This window comes from Streptomyces sp. NPDC058000 (assembly GCF_042886435.1).
GTDB lineage: Bacteria > Actinomycetota > Actinomycetes > Streptomycetales > Streptomycetaceae > Streptomyces.
On record NZ_JBHVQS010000032.1, the window covers coordinates 38019 to 61440 of the forward strand.

General features: G+C 73.8%; 5 protein-coding genes (1 of these 5 running past the window's edge). All 5 read right to left on the reverse strand.

Going from position 1 to position 23422, the window contains the following annotated elements; all coding sequences use genetic code 11:
* Positions 1 to 13344: the beginning of a type I polyketide synthase gene (locus ACFVT2_RS26675; protein WP_390021933.1), read on the reverse strand. The gene continues 15180 nt to the left of window position 1, outside the view; 13344 of the gene's 28524 nt are visible here — the first part of the coding sequence; the start codon lies at positions 13342 to 13344; the stop codon falls past the left edge of the window.
* A 352-nt stretch (positions 13345 to 13696) separates the two neighbouring features.
* The gene (locus ACFVT2_RS26680) at positions 13697 to 14398 is read right to left on the reverse strand and encodes a LuxR C-terminal-related transcriptional regulator (RefSeq protein ID WP_390021934.1); all 702 of its coding nucleotides are present in this window, start codon (positions 14396 to 14398) and stop codon (positions 13697 to 13699) included.
* A gap of 354 nt (positions 14399 to 14752) precedes the next feature.
* On the reverse strand, positions 14753 to 17461 hold the full coding sequence (locus ACFVT2_RS26685) for an AAA family ATPase (RefSeq protein ID WP_390021935.1): 2709 nt from the start codon (positions 17459 to 17461) through the stop codon (positions 14753 to 14755).
* Between the two features lie 3 nt (positions 17462 to 17464).
* Positions 17465 to 20284 carry an AAA family ATPase gene (locus tag ACFVT2_RS26690; protein WP_390021936.1) on the reverse strand — a complete coding sequence of 940 codons (2820 nt, stop codon included), beginning with the start codon at positions 20282 to 20284 and terminating at the stop codon, positions 17465 to 17467.
* A 97-nt stretch (positions 20285 to 20381) separates the two neighbouring features.
* On the reverse strand, positions 20382 to 23279 hold the full coding sequence (locus ACFVT2_RS26695; RefSeq protein WP_390021938.1) for an AAA family ATPase: 2898 nt from the start codon (positions 23277 to 23279) through the stop codon (positions 20382 to 20384).
* Positions 23280 to 23422: the final 143 nt, after the last annotated feature.

Consider the following 23422-nt stretch of genomic DNA (forward strand, 5'->3'; position numbering starts at 1 on the left):
GGGCAGGTCGACCAGACCGCCCCAGCGCTGCGGGTGTTCCAGGGCGGCGGTCCAGCCGAGGCCGTGGATCTGGGCCTGGTCGGGCCGGGTGAGCCGATCCGCGCGGCCGGTGGAGACCGCGCCCCGGGTCAGGCACCACAGCGGTGCGTCGAGGCCGGCGTCGCCGAGCGCCTGGACGAGCGTGACGGACAGGGCCGTCGCGCGGCTGAGCGCCGGGTGCTGCGGGCTCGGGCCCTCGGCGGCGGCCAGCAGGGACACCACGCCCGTGAGGTCCGCGGCGCCGTCGAGGTCGGCCAGGCGCGTGGTCAGCGTCGCGCGGTCCAGGCAGACGTCGTCCAGGACGAGGGTGCGGGCCTCGGCGCCGTGCGCGGTGAGGACGGCGGTGACGTCGTCGCCGTCGGTGTCGTCGGTGGTGACGACGAGCCAGGTGCCGGTCAGGGCCGCCGTGGGGAGGGCGGTCAGCGGCTGCCACGTGGCGCGGTAGCGCCAGGAGTCGACGGCCGCCAGGTCACGCCGGCGCCGGCGCCAGTCGGACAGGGCCGGCAGGACGGGTTCCAGGGCGGCGCGGTCCAGATGCAGGCGGGAGGCGAGGGAATCGACGTCCGCCTCCTCCACCGCGGTCCAGAACTCCGCGTCGGCGGGGTCCGCTTCGGCCTGGTTCTGGGTCCGGTCGGGGATGGCCCACATCTGCTCGCGCTGGAAGGCGTAGGTGGGCAGCGGTACCCGGCGGGCGCCGGTGTCGGCGAAGACCGCGGACCAGTCGGCGTCCGCGCCCCGGACGAAGGCTTCGGCCAGGGACGTCAGGAAGCGGTCGGTGCCGCCGGTGTCGCGCCGCAGGGTGCCGAGGACCGCGGTCGTGCCGCCGGTCTCCTCGGCGATCGCCTGGACGCCCATGACGAGCACGGGGTGCGAGCTGACCTCGATGAAGAAGCCGTGGCCCTGGCCGAGGAGTTCGCGGACGGCGGACTGGAAGCGGACGGTCTGGCGCAGGTTGGTGTACCAGTAGTCGGCGTCCATGGTGGTGGTGTCCAGCCAGTCACCGGTGACGGTGGAGAAGAACGGCACCTCGGCCGGGCGCGGGCGGACCGGCGCCAGGACGCTGTGCAGTTCCTCCCGCACCCGCTCGACCTGCGCGGAGTGCGAGGCGTAGTCCACGGCGATGCGCTTGGCGCGGACGTCCTCGGCGACCAGTGCGGCCTGGAGGGCGTCCAGCGGCGCGGTGGCCCCCGAGACGACGGTGGAGCGGGGGCCGTTGACCGCGGCGATCGACAGGTCCTCGTAGGCGGCCAGGCGCGCTTCGACGTCGGTGGCGGGCAGCGGGACGGACAGCATGCCGCCGGTGCCGGCCAGTCCGCGGGCGATGGCCTGGCTGCGCAGGGCGACGACGCGGGCCGCGTCCTCCAGGGAGAGCGCCCCGGCGACGGCCGCCGCGGCGATCTCGCCCTGCGAGTGGCCGACCACGGCGTCCGGCTCGATGCCGTAGGAGCGCCACAGTGCGGCCAGCGACACCATCACGGCGAAGGAGGCCGGCTGGACGACGTCGACGCGGTCCAGCGTCGGTGCGCCGTCGGCCTGGCGCAGCACGTCGAGCAGGGACCAGTCGACGAACTCCGAGAGGGCGGTGGCGCATTCGGTCAGGCGCTCGGCGAAGACCGGGGACTCGTCGAGCAGCCGCGCTCCCATGCCGACCCACTGGGAGCCCTGGCCGGGGAAGACGAAGACGGTCTTGCCTTCGGTGTCGGCCGTGCCCTGGACGACGCCGGGCGCGGAGCCGCCGGTGGCGAGGGCGTCGAGGGCCGCGCGCCGGGTCCGGTCGTCGGTGCCGACGACGACCGCGCGGTGGTCGAAGAGGGTGCGCGCGCTCACCAGGGAGTGGCCGACGTCGAGGGCGTCGGGCGTCGGTTCGGCGTCGAGGTGGGCGGCGAGGTGGGTTGCCTGGGCGCGCAGCGCGCCCGGGGTGCGGGCGGACAGCATCCAGGGGATGGCGTCGCCGGCCGGGGGCACCGACGGTGCCGGGGCCGCGTCCTGCGGGCGCGGGGCCTCTTCGAGGATGGTGTGGGCGTTGGTGCCGCTGATGCCGAAGGAGGAGACGGCGCAGCGGCGCGGGCGTTCGCCCTCGGGCCAGTCGTGGGGTTCGTGCAGCAGCGCGACGGTGCCCGGGGTCCAGTCGATGTGGCTGGAGGGGGTGTCGGCGTGCAGGGTGCGCGGCAGCGCGCCCCGGCGCAGGGCCAGGACCATCTTGATGACGCCGGCGACGCCGGCCGCCGACTGGGTGTGGCCGATGTTGGACTTCACCGAGCCCAGCAGCAGCGGGTGTTCGGCGTCGCGGCCCTGGCCGTAGGTGGCGAACAGGGCCTGCGCCTCGATGGGGTCGCCGAGGGCGGTGCCGGTGCCGTGTGCCTCGACGGCGTCGATGTCCTTCGCGGCCAGTCGCGCGTTGGCCAGGGCCTGGCGGATGACGCGCTGCTGGGAGGGGCCGTTGGGGGCGGAGAGGCCGTTGGAGGCGCCGTCCTGGTTGATGGCCGAGCCGCGGACGACGGCGAGGATCTCGTGGCCGTTGCGCTGGGCGTCGGAGAGGCGCTCCAGGACGAGGACGCCGACGCCTTCGGCGAGGGTCATGCCGTCGGCACCGTCGGAGAACGCCTTGCAGCGGCCGTCGCCGGCCAGGGCCCGCTGCCGGCTGAAGGCGACGAACGGGTTGGGGTTGGTCATGACGGTCGCGCCGCCGGCCAGGGCCAGGGAGCTCTCGCCGTTGCGCAGGGACTGGCAGGCCAGGTGCAGGGCGACCAGGGAGGAGGAGCAGGCGGTGTCGACGGTGACCGCCGGTCCTTCGAGGCCGAAGAGGTAGGCCAGGCGGCCGGAGAGCACGCTCGGGCTGGTGCCGGTCACCAGGTGGCCGGCGGAGCCGTCCTCGACGCCGAGTCCGTACTCCTGGTAGGTGGAGCCGATGAAGGTGCCGGTGGCGCTGCCGTGGACGGTGGTGGGGTCGATGCCGGCGTACTCGAACGCCTCCCAGGTGGTCTCCAGCAGCAGCCGCTGCTGGGGGTCCATCGACAGTGCTTCGCGCGGCGAGATGCCGAAGAAGGAGGCGTCGAACTCGCCCGCGTCGTGGAGGAAGCCGCCCTGGGCGGAGTAGGTCGTGCCCGGGTTGTCCGGGTCGGGGTGGTAGAGGCCGGTGTCCCAACCACGGTTGATGGGGAAGTCGGTGATGGCGTCGACGCCGTCACTGACCAGGTCCCACAGGTGCCGCGGGGAACGGACGCCGCCCGGGAAGCGGCAGCTCATGCCGACGATGGCGATGGGCTCGTCGAAGCGGCCCGCGGACGTCGCGGCCACGGCCGTCGGAGCGGCCGGGTCGCCGGCGGTGCCCAGCAGTTCCTCGCGCAGGTGGCGGACGAGGGCGGCGGGGGTCGGGTAGTCGAAGACCAGGGTGGCGGGCAGGGCCAGGCCAGTGAGGGCGGCCAGTCGCTTGCGCAGTTCCACAGCGGTCAGCGAGTCGAAGCCGGCGTCGCGGAAGGCCCGCCGCTCCGCGATGGCGTCCGCGGAGTCGTGGCCGAGGGCCACGGCCGCCTCGGCGCGCACCAGGTCGATCAGCAGCCGCGTCTGCTCGTCCTCGTCGAGACCCCGCAGGCGTGCGGCGAATTCCGGCGCGGCGTTGCCGTCCTCGGTGCGGTCGAGTGCCTGGACCTCGGCGATTTCGTCGAAGAGGGCACTCGCGCGGGCGGCGGTGAAGACCGGGTGGTAGCGCTCCCAGTCGATGTCGGCGACGGTGACCGTGACGTCCTCGTGGAGGACGGCGCGGCGCAGTTCGGTGAGGGCGTTCGCGGGCGCGAGGAAGCGCAGTCCGCGCTTGTGCAGTTCGTCGGTGACGGCCTCGTGGGTGGCCATTCCGGCCTCGGCCCAGGGGCCCCAGGCAACGGAGGTGGCGGGCAGGCCGCGCGCCGTGCGGTGCTCGGCCAGGGCGTCGAGGTAGGCGTTGGCGGCGGCGTAGGAGCTCTGTCCGGCGCTGCCCCACACGCCCGCGATCGAGGAGACCAGGACGAAGAGGTCCAGGTCGTGGCCGTCCAGGAGGCTGTCGAGGTGGGCCGCGCCGAGCATCTTGGCGGCCATCGCGTCCGCGGCGTCGGCCAGCGGGGTGTCGGTGAGGGCGGCGTTCTGGCCGACGCCGGCGGCGTGCACGACGCCGGACAGCGGGTGCTCGGTGGGGACGGCGGCCAGCAGGGCGGCCAGTGCGTCGCGGTCGGCGGTGTCGCAGGCCGCGATCGTGACCCGAGCCCCCAAGTCCTCTATTTCCGCCGCGAGTTCGGCCGCGCCGGGGGCGTCGGGGCCGCGGCGGCTGGTGAGGAGGAGGTGGTCGGCGCCGCTGCGGGCGAGCCAGCGGGCCACCTCGGCGCCGAGCGCACCGGTGCCGCCGGTGACGAGCACCGTGCCGCGCGGCGCGGTGAAGGCGTCGGCGGGCGGCAGTTCGGCCTGCGGGTGGCGCACCAGGCGACGGCCGAGCGCACCGGTGGCCCGGATGGCGAGCTGGTCCTCGCCGCCACGGGTGGCCAACGCGCTGACCAGGTGCTGGGTGGCGGGGGCGTCGAGCGTGGCCGGCAGGTCGATCAGGCCGCGCCACAGCTGCGGGTGCTCCAGGGCGGCGACCCGCCCCAGTCCCCAGACGGCTGCCTGGAGGGGGCTGCCGAGCGGGTCGGCCGGGTCGGTGGCGACCGCGCCGCGGGTCAGGGTCCACAGGGGGGCGGCGAGGTCGACGTCGACCAGCGCCTGGGCCAGGACGAGGCTGAGCGCGAGCCCGGTGGGCAGGTCCGCGCTGACCTCGGTGCCGGGGCGGTCGGCGAGCGGGAGCAGGGACAGGATGCCGGCGAAGGCGCGGTCCTCCCGGGCCCGTACGGCGTCGAGCCGGGCGGCGAGTTCGGCCCGGTCGCGGCAGGCGTCGTCCAGGGTGAGGGTCTCGAACTGGGCGCCGTGGCCGCGCAGTGCGTCCAGAATCTCGTCGCCGTCGATGCCGTCGGCGGTGACGAACAGCCAGGTGCCGTCGAGTACGGGCGCGGCGGCGGCCGTCACGGGACGCCAGGCGACCTGGTAGCGGGTGGAGTCCAGCAGCGCCTTCTCCTGCCGCAGTTGGCGCCAGGAGGACAGTGCGGGCAGCAGCGCGTAGAGGGAGGCGTGCTGTTCGTCGCGCAGCCCGAGGAGGGTGGCCAGTTCGGTCGCGTCGCCGCGTTCGACGGCGCCCCACAGTGCGGCGTCCGCCGGGTCGACGGCGGCCTGGGCGGAGCGGGCCGGGGCCGGTTCGGGCCAGTAGCGCTCGTGTTGGAAGGCGTAGGTGGGCAGCTCGACGGTGCGGGCGCCGGTGCCGGCGAGGTAGCCGGGCCAGTCGACGGCGGTGCCGCGCACGTGCAGGCGGGCCAGTGCGGTGGCCGCACAGCGTTCCTCGTCGCGGCCGAACCGCAGCAGCGGGACGACGTGCACGTCCGCCGCGTCGCCGAGGGCCTCCTGGGCGGGGGCCGACAGCACGCTGTCGGGGCCGACTTCGAGGAACGTGCCGGCGCCGCAGTCGTGCGCGGCGTGCAGGGTGTCGGCGAAGCGGACCGCCTGGCGGGCGTGCGCGACCCAGTAGTCGGCGGAGCGCAGCTCGTCGTCGGTGGCGGGGCGCCCGGTCAGGCCGGAGATGACGGTCACGTCCGGCGCATGGTAGGTGAGTTCGGCGGCGACCTCGCGCAGTCCGTCGAGCGCGGGCTCCATGAGCGGCGAGTGGAAGGCGTGGCTGACCGCCAGGCGCTTGGTCTTGCGGCCCTGGGCGGCGAAGTGGGCGGCGATCTCCTCGGTGGCGGCCAGGTCGCCGGCGACCACGACGCTGTGGGGGCCGTTGACGGCGGCGAGGGAGACCTCGTGCTCGCGCCCGGCGAGCAGCGGCGCGGTCTCCTCCTCGGTGGCCTGGAGGGAGATCATCGCGCCGCCGGCGGGCAGCGCCTGCATCAGCCGTCCCCGTGCGGCCACCAGGCGGGCCGCGTCGGGCAGCGAGAGGACGCCCGCGAGGTGCGCGGCGGTGATCTCGCCGATGGAGTGGCCCAGCAGCACGTCGGGGCGGATGCCCCAGGTGCCCAGCAGCCGGTGGAGCGCGACCCCGACGGCGAACAGCGCCGGCTGGGTCCACTCGGTGTGGTCCAGCAGCGCGGCCTCGGGGCTGCCCTCCGGGGCGAACAGGATCTCCTTGAGGGGACGGTCCAGGTGCGGGTCGAGGGCGGCGGCGACCTCGTCGACAGCGTGGGCGAAAGCGGGGAAGCGGGCGGCGAGTTCACGACCGGCGCCGGGGCGCTGGCTGCCCTGCCCGGAGAACATCACGGCCAGCTTGCCGGCGCCGCCGATCTCGCCCTCGGTGAGTGCGGAGCCGGGCCGGTCGGCGGCCAGGTCGGCGAGTGCACGCAGCAGTTCGTCGCGGTCGCCGGTGACGACGGCGCGCTGGTCGAAGGCCGTGCGGGTGGTGGCGAGGGAGAGCGCGACGTCGACCGGGTCAAGAGTGGGGCGCTCGTCGAGGAAGGACCGCAGGCGGGCGGCCTGGTCCCGGAGCGCGGCCCGGCTCGTGCCGGACAGCGTCCAGGGCACGACGGCCGGGGTGCGCGCGGGCTCCTCGCGCCGCTCGGGGACGGCCGCCGGCTCCTCGACGATGAGGTGGGCGTTGGTGCCGCTGAAGCCGAAGGAGGAGATGGCGGCGCGGCGCGGCCGGTCGGCCTGCGGCCAGGGCGTCTCCTCGGTGAGCAGGCGCACCGCGCCGGCATCCCACTCCACGTGGGAGGACGGCTGGTCGGCGTGGAGGGTGCGGGGCAGCACGCCGTGGCGCATGGCCATGACCATCTTGATGACGCCGGCGACGCCGGCGGCGGCCTGGGTGTGGCCGATGTTGGACTTCACGGAGCCCAGGAGCAGCGGGTTCTGCGGGTCGCGGTCCTGGCCGTAGGTGGCGAGCAGGGCCTGCGCCTCGATGGGGTCGCCGAGGGTGGTGCCGGTGCCGTGGCCCTCGACCGTGTCGATGTCCGTGGCGGACAGGCCGGCGGCGGACAGCGCCTGCCGGATCACCCGCTGTTGGGCGGGGCCGTTGGGGGCGGTCAGGCCGTTGGAGGCGCCGTCCTGGTTGACGGCGGAGCCGCGGACGACGGCCAGCACCTGGTGCCCGTTGCGGCGGGCGTCGGAGAGGCGTTCCAGGACGAGGACGCCGACGCCCTCGGACCAGCCGACGCCGTCGGCGCCGTCGGAGAACGCCTTGCAGCGGCCGTCCGGGGACAGGCCACGCTGCCGGGAGAACTCGATGAGGGCGCCCGGCGTCGACATGACCGTGACGCCGCCGGCGAGTGCGAGCGAGCACTCCCCCGCGCGCAGCGCCTGCATCGCCCAGTGCATGGCGACCAGCGACGACGAGCAGGCGGTGTCGACGGTGACGGCGGGGCCTTCCAGCCCGAGCGTGTAGGAGATCCGCCCGGAGGCGACGCTCGGGGCGGTGCCGCTGCCCTGGTGGCCTTCGAACTGTCCGCCGGAGAGGACCGTGGCGTAGTCGTTGTACATCACGCCGGCGAACACACCGGTCCGGCTGCCGCGCAGGGATGCCGGGTCGATGCCCGTGCGCTCGATGGCCTCCCAGGACGCTTCGAGCAGCAGCCGCTGCTGGGAGTCGGTGGCCAGGGCCTCGCGGGGGCTCATCCCGAAGAACGCGGGGTCGAAGTCGGCGGCGTTGTGCAGGAATCCGCCGAAGCGGGAGTAGGAGGTGCCGGTGCGGTCCGGGTCCGGGTCGTAGAGCCCGTCCAGGTCCCAACCGCGGTCGGTGGGCAGGCCCGAGATGGCGTCGGTGCCCTCGCTGACCAGCCGCCACAGGTCCTCGGGCGAGGCGACGCCGCCCGGGTAGCGGCAGCTCATGCCGACGATGACGATGGGGTCCTCGTCCGAGGCGGCGCGGGGCGCGCTGGTCGCGGTGGCGGCTTCGGAGCCCATGAGTTCGGCGAGGACGTGCGCGGCGAGGGCGTCGACGGTCGGGTAGTCGAAGATGACCGTCGCGGCGGTGCGCAGGCCGGTGGCGGCGCTGAGCCGGTTGCGCAGTTCGACTGCGGTCAACGAGTCGAAGCCCAGGTCCCGCAGGGGTCGCCGGGCGTCGATGTCGGCGGTGCCGGAATGGCCGAGTACGCCCGCCACCTGCCCGGCGACGAGGTCGAGCACGACCTCGCGGCGGTCGGTCTCCGCCAGCCGGGACAGCTTCTGGACGAGGGTGACGGCCGCTTCCGAGCCCGAGACGACCGAACGGCGGGCCGGGGTGCGGATCAGGCCGCGCCACAGCGGCGGTACTGCGCCCTGGGCACCTTGGAGGCGCAGGACGGACAGGTCGAGCCTGGTCGGCACGAGGACGGCGGTGTCCATGGCGGTGGCGGCGTCGAAGAGGGCGGTGCCCTCTTCCGCGGTGAGCGCGGGGGTGCCCATCCGGGCCAGCCGGGCGAGGTCCTCGTCGGTGAGGCCGCCGGTCATACCGGCGGTGGGCTCCCACGGGCCCCAGGCCAGGGAGAGGCCCGGCAGGCCCTGGGCGCGGCGCAGCTGGGCGAGCGCGTCGAGGAAGGCGTTCGCGGCGGCGTAGTTGCCCTGGCCCGCGGTGCCCACGGTGCCGGAGAGGGAGGAGAAGACGACGAAGGCGGCCAGGTCCAGGTCCCGGGTGGCCTCGTGGAGGTGCCAGACGGCGTCGGCCTTGGGGCGCAGGACCGCGCTGATCTGCTCGGGGGTGAGCGACTCCAGCACGCCGTCGTCGAGGGTGCCGGCGCTGTGCACGACGGCGGTGACGGGGTGCTCGGCGGGCACACCGGCCAGCAGGCGGTCCACGGCGGCGCGGTCGGCCAGGTCGCAGGCGGCGATGGCCACCTGGGCGCCGTGTCCGGCGAGTTCGGCCACGAGTTCGCCGGCGCCCTCGGCGTCGGCGCCGCGGCGGCTGACGAGCAGGAGGTGCCGTACGCCGCGCTCGGTGACGAGGTGCCGGGCCATGACGCGGCCCAGGCCGCCGGTGGCACCGGTGAGGACCACGGTGCCTTCGGGGGCCCACTCGGCGGCGGTCTGCGGCGCCTGGGCGCGGGCGAGCCGGGCGGTGAGCACGGCGGTGCCGCGGACGGCGGTCTGCGGCTCGTCCAGGGCCAGAGCCCGCAGCAGCGGCTGCGCGGTGGGCTCGTCGAGAGCGGGGTCGAGGTCCAACAGGCCGAAGCGGCCGGGGTGTTCGCTCTGCGCGACGCGCACCAGGCCCCAGACGGCGGCGGCCACCGGGTCCGGCGCCTGTCGGGCGTCGGTGGCGACGGCGCCACGCGTGACGAAGACCAGCCGGGACCCGGCGTACTGCTCGCTGTCCAGCCAGCTCCGCAGGCAGGCCAGGACGTGGGCGGTGCGGGCGTGCACGGAGGTGACGACCTCGTCACCGGTGTCGGCGTCCGCACCCGCGAGGGGGGCGAGTACCACGTCCGGTGCTCGGGTGCCGTCCGCGCCGGGCAGCGCCATGACGGTGAGGTCCGGCGACGAAAGCGCCCGCTCCAGGCCGAAGAGGTCCGGGCCGAGGACGCCGACCGAGGCGGGCGCCGTCTGCGGGGACTGGTGTGGTGCGGTCCAGCGCAGTTCGAACAGGGCTTCCCGGACGAGGGAGTCGGCGGCGCCGAACCGCTCGTCGGGCACCGCGCGCAGGACCAGCGAGCCGATGGAGGCGACGGCGGCGCCGGCGGTGTCGGCGACGGCGATCGCCACGGCGTCGTCGCCGACCGGGGTCAGCTTCACCCGGACCGTCGTCGCCCCGCTCGCGTGCAACGTCACGTCCTGCCACGAGAAGGGCAGGCCGCCGCGGGCGTGCTCGCCCAGGTCGGCGAAGGCCGCGGCGTGCAGGGCGGCGTCCAGCAGGGCCGGGTGGATCCCGAACGACGCCGCGGAGTCGGCGTCGGAGCCGTTCGTGTCGGGCAGCGTCACCTCGGCGTAGACGTCGTCGCCGCTGCGCCAGGCGGCGTGCAGGCCCTGGAACAGCGGGCCGTAGCCGAAGCCGGTGTCGGCCATCCGGTCGTAGAAGCCGTCGAGGTCCAGCGGCTGGGCGTCGGCGGGCGGCCAGGCGGTGGCGTCGAAGTCGGCGTGGTGCTCGCCGGCGACGAGGGTGCCTGAGGCGTGCTGGGTCCAGGGGAGTTCCTCCGGCCCGTCGGGGCGGGAGTGGACGCTGACGGCGCGGCGACCCGACTCGTCGGGGCTGCCCACCCAGACCTGCACCTGGACGCCGCCCTCCTCGGGCAGCAGCAGCGGGGCGGCCAGCGTGAGTTCCTCCACGCGACCGCAGCCGGCCTCGTCCCCGGCGCGCACGGCCAGCTCCAGGAAGGCGGTGCCCGGCAGCAGCACCGTGCCGCGTACGGCGTGGTCGGCGAGCCAGGGGTGGGTACGCCGCGAGAGTCGACCGGTCAGCAGCAGGCCGTCGGAGTTGGCGACCGACACGGCCGCCGTCAGCAGCGGGTGGTGCGCCGCGCCCAGGCCGGCGGCGCGCACGTCACCGCCCGTCGCGGGCAGGCTCTTGGGCCAGTAGCGGCGGCGCTGGAAGGCGTAGGTGGGCAGCACGGTGCGCTGGGCGCCGGTGCCCTGGAAGTAGGGCTCCCATTGGACGGCCGCGCCGCGGGTGTGCAGGCCCGCCAGCGCGGCGGTGAGGGTCTCGGCCTCGGGGCGGCCCGGCCGCAGCACGGCGAGCGTGGCGGGGATGCCGTCAGCGGCGACGGCCGCGTCAGCGGAGTCGGCGGAGTCGGGGGCGCCGGTCGCGGCCAGGCACGTCTGGGCCATGGCGGACAGGACGCCGTCCGGCCCCAACTCCAGGAAGGTGGCGGCACCGTGGCCGTGGAGCCAGTCGACGGCGTCGGCGAACAGTACGGCGTGCCGGGCGTGGTTCACCCAGTACTCGGCGGAGGTCAGCTGCTCGACCGTGGCGAGGGTCCCGGTCAGGCCGGAGACGACCGGGATGACGGGCGCCTGAGGGGTGAGCCGGGAGACGACGGTGCGGAAGTCCTCCAGCATGGGCTCCATGAGCGGCGAGTGGAACGCGTGCGAGACGCGCAGCCGCTTGGTCTTGCGGCCCAGCGCGCCGAAGTGCTCCGCGACGGCGCTGACGTCGTCGGCCCGGCCGGCGACGACGACGGCGGCGGGCCCGTTGACCGCGGCGATCGAGACGCGGTCCGACCGGTCCGCCAGCAGGGGCAGGACCTCCTCCTCGGTGGCTTCGAGGGAGACCATGGCGCCGCCTTCGGGCAGCGCCTGCATGAGGCGGCCACGGGCGAGCACCAGGGCCGCGGCGTCGGCCACGGTGAAGACCCCGGCCACGTGCGCAGCGGCGATCTCTCCGATGGAGTGCCCGGCGAGGAAGTCCGGCTTGACGCCGAAGGACTCGGCGAGCCGGTACAGCGCCACCTCGATCGCGAAGAGCGCGGGCTGGGCGTAGCCGGTCTCGTCGAGCAGGGCGGCCTCGGGCGTGCCCTCGGCGGCGAACAGCACGTCCTTCAGGGGCCGTTCGAGGCCCTGGTCGAGGTGGCCGACGACCTCGTCGAGGGCGGTGGCGAAGGCGGGGAAGCGGGCATCCAGTTCACGCCCCATGCCCGGCCGCTGGGAGCCTTGGCCCGCGAAGAGGAAGGCGAGCTTGGACCGGGTCCGGGCGGTGTCCTGCACCAGGCCGGGGGCCGGCGCGCCGTCGGCCAGCGCGGTCAGGGCGGCACGGGCCCGGTCCAGGTCGGCTGCGGTGAACGCGGCGCGGTGCTCAAGGCCGGAGCGGGCCGTGGCCAGGGAGTAGGCCACGTCCACGGGTGCGAGATCGGGGCGGGACGTGAGGTGTTCGAGCAGCCGCGTCGCCTGGGCGCGCAGTGCCTCACGGGTGCGGCCGGAAACGAGCCACGGGACGGCGCCCGGCGCCACGGGTGCGGCAGCGGCCGGGAGCGCGGTGTCCTCTTGGTTCCCCTGGCCTGCCTCCGGGGACGGGGCGGCCGGGGCCTCCTCCAGGATCGTGTGCGCGTTGGTGCCGCTGAGCCCGAACGAGGAGATGCCGGCGCGGCGCGGCTGTTCGCCCTGCGGCCAGGGGACCTGCTCGGTGAGCAGGCGCACGGCCCCCTGTGTCCAGTCGACGTGCGAGGACGGCGCGTCCACGTGGAGGGTGCGCGGGAGCAGGCCGTGCCGCATGGCCAGCACCATCTTGATGACGCCGGCCATGCCGGCCGCCGCCTGGGTGTGGCCGAGGTTCGACTTGACGGAGCCCAGCAGCAGGGGGTGTTCGGCGTCCCGGCCCTGGCCGTAGGTCGCCAGCAGCGCCTGGGCCTCGACCGGGTCGCCCAGTGCGGTGCCGGTGCCGTGCGCCTCGACGACGTCGATCTCGTTGGCCGAGAGTCGCGCGCTGACCAGCGCCTGCTCGATGACGCGTTGCTGCGAGGGGCCGTTGGGCGCGGTCAGGCCGTTGGAGGCGCCGTCCTGGTTGATGGCGGATCCCCGGATGACGGCCAGGACCTCGTGCCCGTTGCGGCGGGCCGCCGAGAGGCGCTCCAGGACCAGGACGCCCACGCCCTCGCCCCAGCCGGTGCCGTCGGCGGAGTCGGCGAAGGAGCGGCAGCGCCCGTCGGCGGCGAGCCCGCCCTGGCGGCTGAACTCCACGAAGGTGGTGGGGCTGGACATCACGGTGACGCCCGCGGCCAGTGCCAGGGAGCATTCGCCCTGGCGCAGGGAGTGGGCGGCCAGGTGCAGGGCCACGAGGGAGGACGAGCAGGCGGTGTCGATGGTGACCGCCGGGCCCACGGTCCCGAAGAAGTACGCGAGCCGGCCCGAGATGACGCTGGTGGTCGTGCCCGTCAGGGCGAAGCCCTGGACATCGTCGTCCGGACCCACCCGGTACTCCTGGGGCATCGCCCCGACGAACATGCCCGTCCTGCCGCCCCGGACCGCCGCCGGGTCGATGCCGGCCCGCTCGAAGGCTTCCCAGGAGGACTCCAGCAGCAGTCGCTGCTGCGGGTCCATGGCAAGTGCCTCACGGGGGGAGATCCCGAAGAAGGAGGCGTCGAACTCGGCCGCGTCGTGGAGGAATCCGCCGGAGAACTTCCCCGCGTCCTCGGTCAGCAGCTCCCAGCCGCGGTCATCGGGGGAAGCCGTGATGCCGTCCCCGTCGTCGGCGAGCAGGGACCAGAGCTCTTCGGGGCTGCTGACGCCCCCCGGGAAGCGGCAGCTCATGCCCACGATCGCGATCGGCTCGCGGTTCGCCGCCTCCAGCTCGCCCACCCGCTGCCGGGAACGCCGCAGATCGGCGCTGGCCCGCTTCAGGTAGTCGCGGAGTTTCTGTTCCTGATCCATGTTCGCCACGTTCCAACCCATCTCAAGACCGTCGGACAGCAGAGGATTTCGCTGTGGGCAGCCGGCACTGGGGACGGCTGTTCCACAACGACTGAGTTATCTGCGTGCCCTGCACGAGGCAGCTCGACTTCCCGCACGCCACACGCCCAGTCTCTGTGGGGGTGGCCATGGAATTCCGTAGAGTTGGCAGGGCTCTGGGCCTGCCGCGCACGGATGCGCCAGGGCGCCGGGGATGCCCGACGGCACTCCCGGCGCCTTGTACCTTCTCGGTTCGCCTTCCGAACGGTCCGGGTCCCAAAGGCAGACCTCGGCCCGAGCCCGCACGGCGAACCACCAGAATGCGGAGGGGGTACTACTTGATGTAGTCGTCCACGACACGGGGCGGCCAGGTACCCACCGTCAGCACCCCCATTGCGTATGCGCGGGAGACCAGCGCCGCACGGTTGGGGGCCTTCAGTTTCCGCAGTAGTCCGGTGACGTGATACTCCACTCCGTGCTGGCTGAGATACAGCCTCGACGCCAGCGGAATCGTGGACAGGCCCGCTGCGATTCCTTCCAGAATTCGCGCGTCGATCTCGCTGAGGAGTTTCCTTCGCGGCGCCACCACCGCATCGTCCTCCGAGTCCCCGCCCGACCGCATCACGACGAGAACGGCGGCCGGGTCGGGGCCGTAGCCGCGCACGGCTGCGGCCGTGAGGCTGCCGTTGAACACGTCGCCGGTCGGCCGCAGCGCCACGACCTGCGTGGCGAACCGGTCCCGGCGGCCCTCCAGCAGCCGCTCGAACTGCCGCATGAGCGGCTGCCGCACGCTGGGGTGCACCAGATCACGGAAATTGCGCCCGAAGACGTCGGGGGCCGCCGTCGAGGAATCGGAGGGGAGCGGGGCGAGTACGTCGACAGAACCCTCGGCGGGCGTCGCGAAAGCACGGAAGAAGTCCTGATTGGCCTGACGGATCGTCAGGGCCGGATCCAGTACGGATATGCAGACGCTCGGCCGTTCCTCCTCACGAACCGCCGTACCGGCCACGCCGACCGTACTGTGGCTTGTTGACAACTGCAGAGAGTCCACCAGAGCAGAAAACCTCAAGGGACCGACATCCTTTCCAACCCCCGCCTACAAACCAGAAAATCAAGAGAGATCGAGCGAGATGGAGAAATCCAGAGAATGAAGCGAACGAGGGGGTTCGAGGGCCCGACAGCTACCGGGAAGGAATTCTGAACTCCCCTGCACAAACGACACTAAGGATCGATCCGGACAAGCGTCAACGCTGACCCGGCCCCCATCCCTAATCCTGCGGTCGAACACTCCGCACGGTACGGTCCGGCCACGATCTTTCGGCCCCCCGAACACTCCGCACCACTTACCGCCGGTATCCCCGTACCGTGAGCGGCGTTCGACCCGGCGCACTCAGCGCGACACGAACGCCCCGCGCGCACTCCGACCGCCCAACAGCTCACGTCGCCCCGCGACGCCCAACTTGCGGTAGCAGGACGTCAGACGCTTCTCCACCGCACGGGTGCTCACGCCCAGTTCATCGGCGATTTCCTGATTGGTCAGGCCCCGGCCCACCAACGAGACGACCTGGCGCTCGCCGTGGGTGAGCGGTGCCTCCTGGCTGGGGGCTGCGGATCCCAGGGCCGCGCGGGCGCGTTCGGTCAGCCAGGGGGCGCCACAGGCGGTGGTGAGGTCAACGGCCTCGCGCAGTACCGCCTCCGCTTCCTTGCCACCCTCCAGGGTCCGGCCCAACTGGAGCAACGTACGGGACAGTTCGAGGGTGTTGGCCGACGTGCGGAGGATCTCGGCAGACTCGCGCAGGGCGGGGACACCCCCTCCGCCGGGCAGGAGGGCGTGCAGGCGCAGGGCGCGGCCGAGAGCGGCGGGGGCCGCCCACTGTCGCGCCCGGGCCAGTTCCTCATCCGCCAGGGCCAGGGCCGGCCGGGTCTCGCCCAGGCGGTGGTGGAGGACGATGGCGCGGGGCCGCCAGGGGAAGAGGGTGGAGTTGCGCCAACTGGCCGCATCCAGTTGGCGGCCGCAGGCCAAGAGGGATTTCAGGGCGTCGGCGTCGCGGCCGTGGCGGGTGTCGAGCGAGGCTTCGAGGAGTTGCCACATGGCCGTCGTGGCGAGGTTGGCCGGCCAGCGTTTGCCGGAGTCCTTGAGGAGGTGCTCGATCAGCGGGATGTCGCCGGATTCCATGGCCACCGCGGCCCGGACCACCGCGGTCGGCTCGCGCCAGTCCGCGTCGGCCAGTTCGGCGGCCCGGTCGGCATGTTCGCGGGCCTCGGTCAGGCGACCGCGGGCGAGCTGGATCAGAGCGTTCTCGGCGTACACGCCCGCGTGCGGGCGGTCGGTGTGCTGCTCACAGAACAGGTGGGCGTTGATGGCTCCCACCGCGTCCGCGGCGTACAGGGCCAACGCGACCAGTGGTAGTGCGGTGCGGGCACCTGCGGAGGTCACCGGCTCGCGTTCCAGGACCTGTCCGGCCAGGGCCGCGATGTCGGGTGCCGGCAGGGCGGTCGAGAGGACCCCCGCGTTGATCAGGACGGCCGCCAGCTCCCGGGCGCCGCCGGTCTCCAAGGGGAGCGAGCTGCCCAATGAGCGCAGGCGTTTCACCGCACCGGTCAGCTCCGCCGGGTTCTCGTGCCCGGCGTGCCACAGGCGCGCTTCGAGGCGCAGGGCGATCTCGCCAGGACACCCTTGCTGCGGCCCTGCGGGCTCGAAGTCCTCGGAGACGTTACGCAGCAGGTCCACCACCGAGGGGGTGGCCTCGCCGAGGTAGCTGGGCGGGATGAGGAGGGTGGCGGCGGCCCGGTCGGTGGCCGACGACAGGAGGCGGACGGCTTGGCTGATGTGGCGTTCGCAGGCGGCGGGGTCGATGCCGCGTTCGGCTTTGGCCAGGTCGATCAGTAGGCGGGCCCGTTCGCCGTCGCCCGCGGTGCACTCCAGCAGTGCGCGCCGCAGGTGGCGGGCGGCGGCGGCCGGCTCGCCGCGGCGCAGCGCGACTTCCGCGGCCGTCCGCAGTACCCCGACGGCCCATGGGCGGTGGGTCGCGGTGACGGCCATCAGCAGCTCTGCGACATGTTCGGCGGGGCGGCCGGCCTGGTGAAGGATTTCGGCCGCGGCGTCCCGGGAGCGTTCCCGTTCGGCGATGGTGAGGGCGGATTCGACGGCGTCGCGTACGACGCGGTGGAGGAAGCGCGGGGTGTCGTGGAGGACGAGCAGGCCGAGGTGGCGCAGGGCGCGCAGGGCCCGCTGATAGCTGATGGTGTCGAGTCGTGCGTGGCGTTGGATGAGGTCGGGCTCGCCGTGATCACCGAAGGCGGCGATGGCCGCGGCCACGTCGCGTACGGAGCCGGGCTGGTCGTGGAGGCAGCCGGCCAGCCGATCGCGGAGCTGTGTGGGGCGCGAGGCGCGGGCCTGGTCGGCCTGGTCGGCGGTGGGGCGGTGGCCGTTGAGGGCCTGGTCGCGCAGGACGGAGTGGAGGAACAGCGGGTTGCCGGCGCAGGAGTCGTGGCAGGCGCGGGCGTAACTGTCGTCGGCGGGTTCGCCCAGGTGGTGCTGGATCAGGGCCCGGGTGCCGTCGAGCGAGAGCGGGGTGAGGCGCAGGATGTCGGCGGCGGCCGCGAGATCGCCGACGAGCGGGTGCCGGGCTCGGGGGTCGCCGTCCCGCAGGGTGCACACGAGGGCGACGCGCATCCCGTGGGCGCGCCGGGCCAGGTAGGTGAGCCAGCGCAGGGAGGGGAGGTCGACCCACTGCAGGTCGTCGACGAGGATGAGGACGGGGGTGGTTGCGCAGACGTCGGCCAGTAGCGACCGCAGATCGTGCAGAACGGCTTCGGAGGCGGGGACGTCGTGGTCGCCGGGGGCGGGGAGGCCATCGGCCACGAGGGGCCCGAGGAGCTGGTGGACGATGCCGAAGGCGAAGTCCTGCTCCATGGGGGCGGCGTTGGCTCGTAACACCCTTAAGTTGCCCGGCGGTGAGCTGCCGGCCTCCTGGAGGAGTGTGGACCGGCCGATGCCCAGGGGTCCGGTCAGGAGGAGCAGGGGGGAACGGCCCTCCTGTGCCTGACGCACTGCGGTGTCGATACGGGCCAGTTCGGATTTCCGCTCGTACAGCATCGGTTATGTCCCTTCCGTCGGCCGGCTCCGTGCACGAAGTTCCTCGCGTGAGGTGATCCGGAGTTTCTTGTACGTACTGCTCAGCCGTAGCTCGACGGTGCGCCGGCTCACCGAGAGCTGTTCGGCGATCTCGCGGTTGCCCAGGCCGCGGCAGGCCAGTTCGGCGGTCTGCCGCTCGACGGGTGACAGGGCGGCCCACTCCTTGGCGGCGGCGGACTCGTCGGGGGCGGCGGTCTGTTCCAGCCGGGCGGACAGCCACCGTACGCGTTCGGCCAAGCGGCTGGAGGTGCGGGTGACGCAGTGGCCGGACAGTTCGGTCAGCAGACGGGCCGCGGTGGTGCGGTCGCCCTTGGTGGCCTCTTCGGTGACGAGATCGGCCAGGCCCCAGGCGTAGGCGAGTTGGTTGGGTCCGCGCGGGATGCCGGTGAGTTCGCCGGCGGCGTCCGCCGGCCCCAGGTGGTCGAGGGTTCCGGCGCACAGTTGGGCCAGGCCCAGTGCGCTGGGGGCGCCCCAGCGGCGGGCGAGGGTGAGTTCCTCGTCGATCAGGCGCCGGGCCTGCTCCCGGTCGCCGAGGGTGAGACAGGCTCTGGCGGCCAGCGAACGCCACGGCAGTATGACGGGGTTGACCCACTGCCGGCGCAGCAGCCAGCGTCCGCTCTCCTTGAACAGTTCGGCGGCCTGGGCCCAGCGTCCCTCGTCGGCAGCCACCCGAGCCCGGGCGAACAGGAGGAAGGGCCAGTGGACGCTGGATTCGGAACCGGGCGGGGCGGGGGCGCCGGTCACGGCCCGGGCCACGTCGCGTTGGCGGGTCTCGACGGCGATGATGCCGCGTACGGCCACGAGGTGCGTGACGGCAAAGGGGTGCCAGGCAGTGGCGGGCAGTGCCTGTTCGGCGACGTCCACGGTGCGTTCGGCGGCGGCCAGCCGGCCACCCCGAAGGTGGAGTTCGGCGGACAGGACCAGGGCGCGGGCGAGTGTGGGGCGGCAGTGGCGGCGGCGCAGTTCGTCGACGATGGCGGCGAGGTGGTCCTCGGCTTCGGTGGCGGCGTCGGTGAGCCACAGCGCTCTGACGGCGACCAGGCGGGGCATGACGGGTGCGGTGTGGCCTGCTTCCAGGGCACGGCGGGCCAGCTCCGCGGCCCGTTCCCGGTCTTGGCCGCGTACCACCATCTGCCCGGCGCGGATGCCGGCCTGGGCGGGGGCGAGGGGGTGTTCGGGCAGGGCCGGGACGCCGGGGGCGGGGACGTCGGTGACCTCGGGGCGGGTCTGGACGGCGTACCAGTACAGCGCGATCAGGTCGTCGCGCTCGGTGCCGTGGGCGGTGGCCAGGGCCCGGGGGGCGATGCAACGGCCCCAGGAGTCGTCGCCGCGGGCCAGGCCCATGTCCAGGGCCCGTACCCGCAGTTGGGACCAGAGTTCGCCCTCGCCCGTACTGTTGACGACGGCGGCGAGCCTGCGGTCGCTCGCCACGGGGGCGGCCACGGCCTCGGCGCTGGCCAGGTCGAGACTGATCTGCGCGCGTTGAACGGGGTGCTGGGGCTCGTCGAGGGCGCGGTTCAGGTAGGCGGCGGCACGGGCGAACTCGTTGCGGTGCACGTCGGCGCCGAAGCCTCCGTGCGGCGCGGGCGCCTCCCGGGGCTCGCCGTTGGGGGACGCGTGGAGGAGGGTGCGGGCGATGTCCTCGCTGCGGCGTGCGGCGGCGCCGAAGCTGCCGTACAGCGCGTGGACCGCCCAGGGCTCGCCGATGGGGGGTGCGTGGAGGAGGAGGCGGGCGATGTCCTCGTCGCCGGCGCCGGACCGGTAGGCGAGGTCGGCGGCGCGGGCGTACAGGCCGCCGCGTTCGGCGGCCGGCGTGTCTTCCAGGATGCGCGCTCTGACGATGGGCAGGCGGATGCGTTCGTAGGGGCCGTCGGGGACGGTGAAGCCGGCCGATTCCAGCGCCGAGCGCAGCCGGGATTCGGGTTCGGTGCGCAGTCCGGCGAGGTTGCAGATCAGGGTGAAGTCCAGCAGGTCGCCGCCGACGGCCAGCGCGCGCAGGACGGCGGTGGACTCGTCGGACAGGCCCCGCAGGGCGCGCCCGGCGCGCTCGCCGATGATGCCGGTGATCACGGTGCGCAGCTGCGGGACGAGGTCGGCGGTGGGGCGGTGGCCGGCGTCGGCGAGGCAGTGCAGTGCCGCGTGCAGTACGGCGGGGTTGCCGTGGCACGCCTGGGCGGCCGCGGCGGCGAACGACTCGTCGCAGGGGGCGCCGAAGATCATTTCAGCGAGGGTGCCGACCGCGCGGGGGCTCAGTCCGCGGACGGTGAGATGGCGGGTCAGCCGGGCGGGGGCGGTGTTGGCCAGCCAGTCGGGGCCGTGCGGGTCCACGCCGGTGCGGCCGATGAGCAGTGCGAGGGGGAGGCCCGTGGACAGGCGACGCGCCAGAGCCTGTAGCCAGTGCAGGGAGGCCGGGTCCAGCCACTGCGCGTCCTCCACCGTCACGAGAGTGGGTGTGCGGCGGATCGTGTGCAGGAGTTCGGGCAGGCCCGGCAGGCCGTCCGGCTCGTGGTGCCCGCGCAGCACCTGGAGCGGCCGTTCGGTCGCCTCTCCCAGCTGGGTGAGGAGTTGGATCACGGCTCCGTGTCGCAGGTCGCGTTCGGTCAGGGAGCCGCAGGCGCGCAGGACGCGTATCGAGCGCTCCTCGGCGAGCCGGGCGGTCCAGCGCAGCAGGGCGTTGTGGCCGAAGCCGGGGCGGCCGGTCACCGAGACGACGGCGGGGCGGCCCTCTCCGAGCGCGGCTATCGCCTGCTTCAACTGCGCCTGCTCCGACTCGCGTTCGAGCAAGGGCGGGTCGGTTCCTCGACGCCCCGCCCATATAAACCCAGCGTATAGCTGTTCACCATTCAGCCCCGACACAGACACCATCCCGGTCCGCTCGCCCTCAGCCCTGTCTGTCTGACCGCGGCGCCGACCGTGGCGCCCGTACTTCGCGGACGCCCGAAAAGCGGAGGACCGCGGCAAGTTGGGCACGCTCGGCGATGCCCAACTTGCGGTACACACTCGTCAGATGCATCTCGACCATGCGGACGCTGACGTACAGCGACTGCGCGATGGAGCGGTTCCCGGCGCCGCCGGCGGCAAGGCTGGCGACCCTGCGTTCCATGCTGGTGAGCAGGTCCAGGGGCGAGCCGGTCATCTTCCGCATGCGGCCGCCGGCGGCCACCAGGGCCCCGCGGGCGTCCTGGCCGAGCGCGAGGGCGCCGCAGCGCTGGGCGAGGCTGGCCGCGGTGCGCAGATGCTCGCGGGCGACGGGTCGGTTGCCGTCCGCCAACAGGGCCTTGCCCAGGATGAGTTCGGCACGGGCGTGCTCTACGCGGGCCGGTGAGGCGGCGAGTTCGCGCACCGCCTCGCCCAGCAGTTCCACCCCGTCCTCGCCGGGGGTGGCCACGCCGCGGGCCAGGGCGGCCAGGCCGAGGACCCGCGGCGTGCCCCACTCCCGTGCGAGCCGGGTGCCGTGTGCGGCGGGCTCCTGAGCCTCCTCCGCACGGCCCAGTTCCGCGAGGATGCAGGCCGCCTCCACCCACCAGGGCAGGTATGCCGCGTGGCGCACCTCGGCCTCCTCCAGTGACCTGCCGCACTCACGGAACAGCGCCAGTGCGCCCTCCGTGTCCCCCAAGGCGTGGCGGGCCCGGCCGTGGGCCATCAGGTAACGGTGGTAGGTCCACACGTACTGCTCGCGCCAGGCGGGCTCGGTGCTGGTCAGCAGCCGATCGGCGGACGCGGCCTCGCCCCGGTCCACCAGTACGCTCGCCAGGGCCAGGCGCGGCAGGACCATGGTCTCGCCCCACCGTTCCGCGCCGCTGATCTGGACCGCCGTTCTGGCGTCGGCGAGCGCGTCCGGGAGGGCGCCCAGGCCGTGCTGGAGCCCGGCGCGGGTGGACAGGGCCAGGGCATAGGTCCATACGGCGGAGTTCTCCCGGCCGTGGCGCAGGAGGCGGTCCAGCACGTGCAGCGCGTCCTCGGTGCGGTCGGCGAGGCCGAGGACGAATGCCGAGTTGATCAGGGTCCAGCTCTTCAGGCGCAGTTGGGAGCTGGAGGTGGCGCGCAAAGCCTGCTTGACGGCCGGTTCGGGGGGCTGGCCGTCGAGTGCCGTCAGTACGGCCATGGCCGCCAGCTTCTGGCACTGGGCGGGGGTGTCGCCCTCGGGCAGGGTCATCGCCGCGGCCCGCTTCCGGGTCGTGGCGATGGTCCTGCGGCAGTGCGAGCCGACGATCAGGAACACCGACTCGACGAGCGTGCGCAGTTCCCGGTCGGCCGGCACGGGGTCGGGGCCGATTTCGGCGTCGAGCGCGTCCAGGACGTCTTCGAGGAGGTCCAGGGAGACGGAGCACTCGCGTGCGGCCAGGCCGGTCGTGCCGAACTGCGCGGCGATCCGCGCCCGGGTGCGTACGTCGACGCTCGGCGCGAGCGCTTCGCGGAGCAGGCCAACGGCCTCGGGCGGGTCGGTCTCGACCAGTGCCCTGGCCAGTCGGACGCGGACCTCCACGCTGTCGGGGTCCACTTCCAGTACCCGGTACAGGTAACGGGCCGCGGTCTCCGGGGCACCGCGCTGCTCGGCGCGGGCCGCGGCTTCCAGCAGGACGCCGGGCATCCATGGTTCACAGATCGAGGACAGCCGCAGGAGGTGATCGGCGATCTCTTCGGCGGGCCGGCCCGCGTCGCTCAGGAGCAGGGCGGTCCGCGCCCGCAGGCCCGACAGTGCCTGGGTGTCCAGGGGCGCCAGCACCGCCGCTCGCACCGCGGCGTCCGCCAAGTACTTGCCGCCGGGCACCAACCCGGCCTCGCTCAGCACCGTCAGGGCGTCCTCGACGACATCGGCGGGGACGGCGGCCAGGGCGCCGACGCGGTCGGCATCCCGCTCACCGAGGACTGCCACCGCCCGCGCGACCTCGCCTACCCAAGGAGGCTGGCGGTCCAGGAGTTCGCGTGCCCAGCGCGCCAGGACGCGACCGCTGGTCTCGGCGATCCGGTCGGCGCCGCCCACCCCCGGACCGGCGCCCTCGGCCCGCAGTTCGCGCAGCAGCCGACCCAGGAGGCGGGGGTTACCGCCGGACGCGGCCCTAGCGCGGGCGACGAAGACGGGGGCGGCGGGTACCGGGAAGAACTCCCGCACGACCTCGGCGACATCCGTCTCGGTCAGCGGCCTCAGGCGCAGTGTCGTCGTGCGGCAGTGGGCGGCCAGGGCCGCCAGGGCGTGGTGGGCCGGGAGGCGGTGGGTGAGGGCGGCGGCCTCGGACTGCTGGGTGAGGACGACGAGCAGGGGGAGGTCGTCGGACCGGCGCAGCAGGAAGTCCAACCAGCGCAGGGAGAGTTCGTCGCAGTGCTGGACGTCGTCCAGGGCCAGGACGAGCGGGCTGCGGCTCAGCTCGTGTGCCGTGCGGCGGTGCAGGTCGTGGAACGCGTGCTGGACGGCGGGAGCGTACTGCGGCTCACCGGTCAGCTCGCCGGGATCGAGTGCGGGTAACGCGTGGCGGGTGGCCTCTTCAAGGACGGCGCCCGGCGCGAGCGGGCCGAGCAAGGCGCGTAACCCGCTGAAGGGTTCTTCCGACGCGCCCTCCTCGCAGGCGCCCTGTAGAACCGTCGCGGGCCGGCTGGCGTCTCCACTGAGGAAGGCGCGCAGCAGAGCGGACTTGCCGATTCCGGCCGGGCCGGTCACGACCACCGAGCACGCGCGCCCGGAACACGCGTTGTGGGCGAAGCGGTTGAGCTCTTTCACGACATCGGCTCGGCCGACTAAGGCGCTGCCTATATCAGGATCTAAGCTCCGGCTCCGCACCATAGGGCTCCTCGCACTTCGGAGACACAACGGATGTGACGGGGCGTCACCACATCGAACTGTAAATCACCCTAAAGAGTGATGTCTCGTGTGCGTTAGAGTACATGATCCACAGAACACGTAGCCAGCAACACTCCTCGGCGCGC

Bases quoted from the DNA above. Each gene is read 5' to 3' on its own strand.
- ACFVT2_RS26685 (WP_390021935.1), bottom strand. From the start codon at position 17,461: ATGCTGTACGAGCGGAAATCCGAACTGGCCCGTATCGACACCGCAGTG.
- ACFVT2_RS26695 (WP_390021938.1), bottom strand. From the start codon at position 23,279: ATGGTGCGGAGCCGGAGCTTAGATCCTGATATAGGCAGCGCCTTAGTC.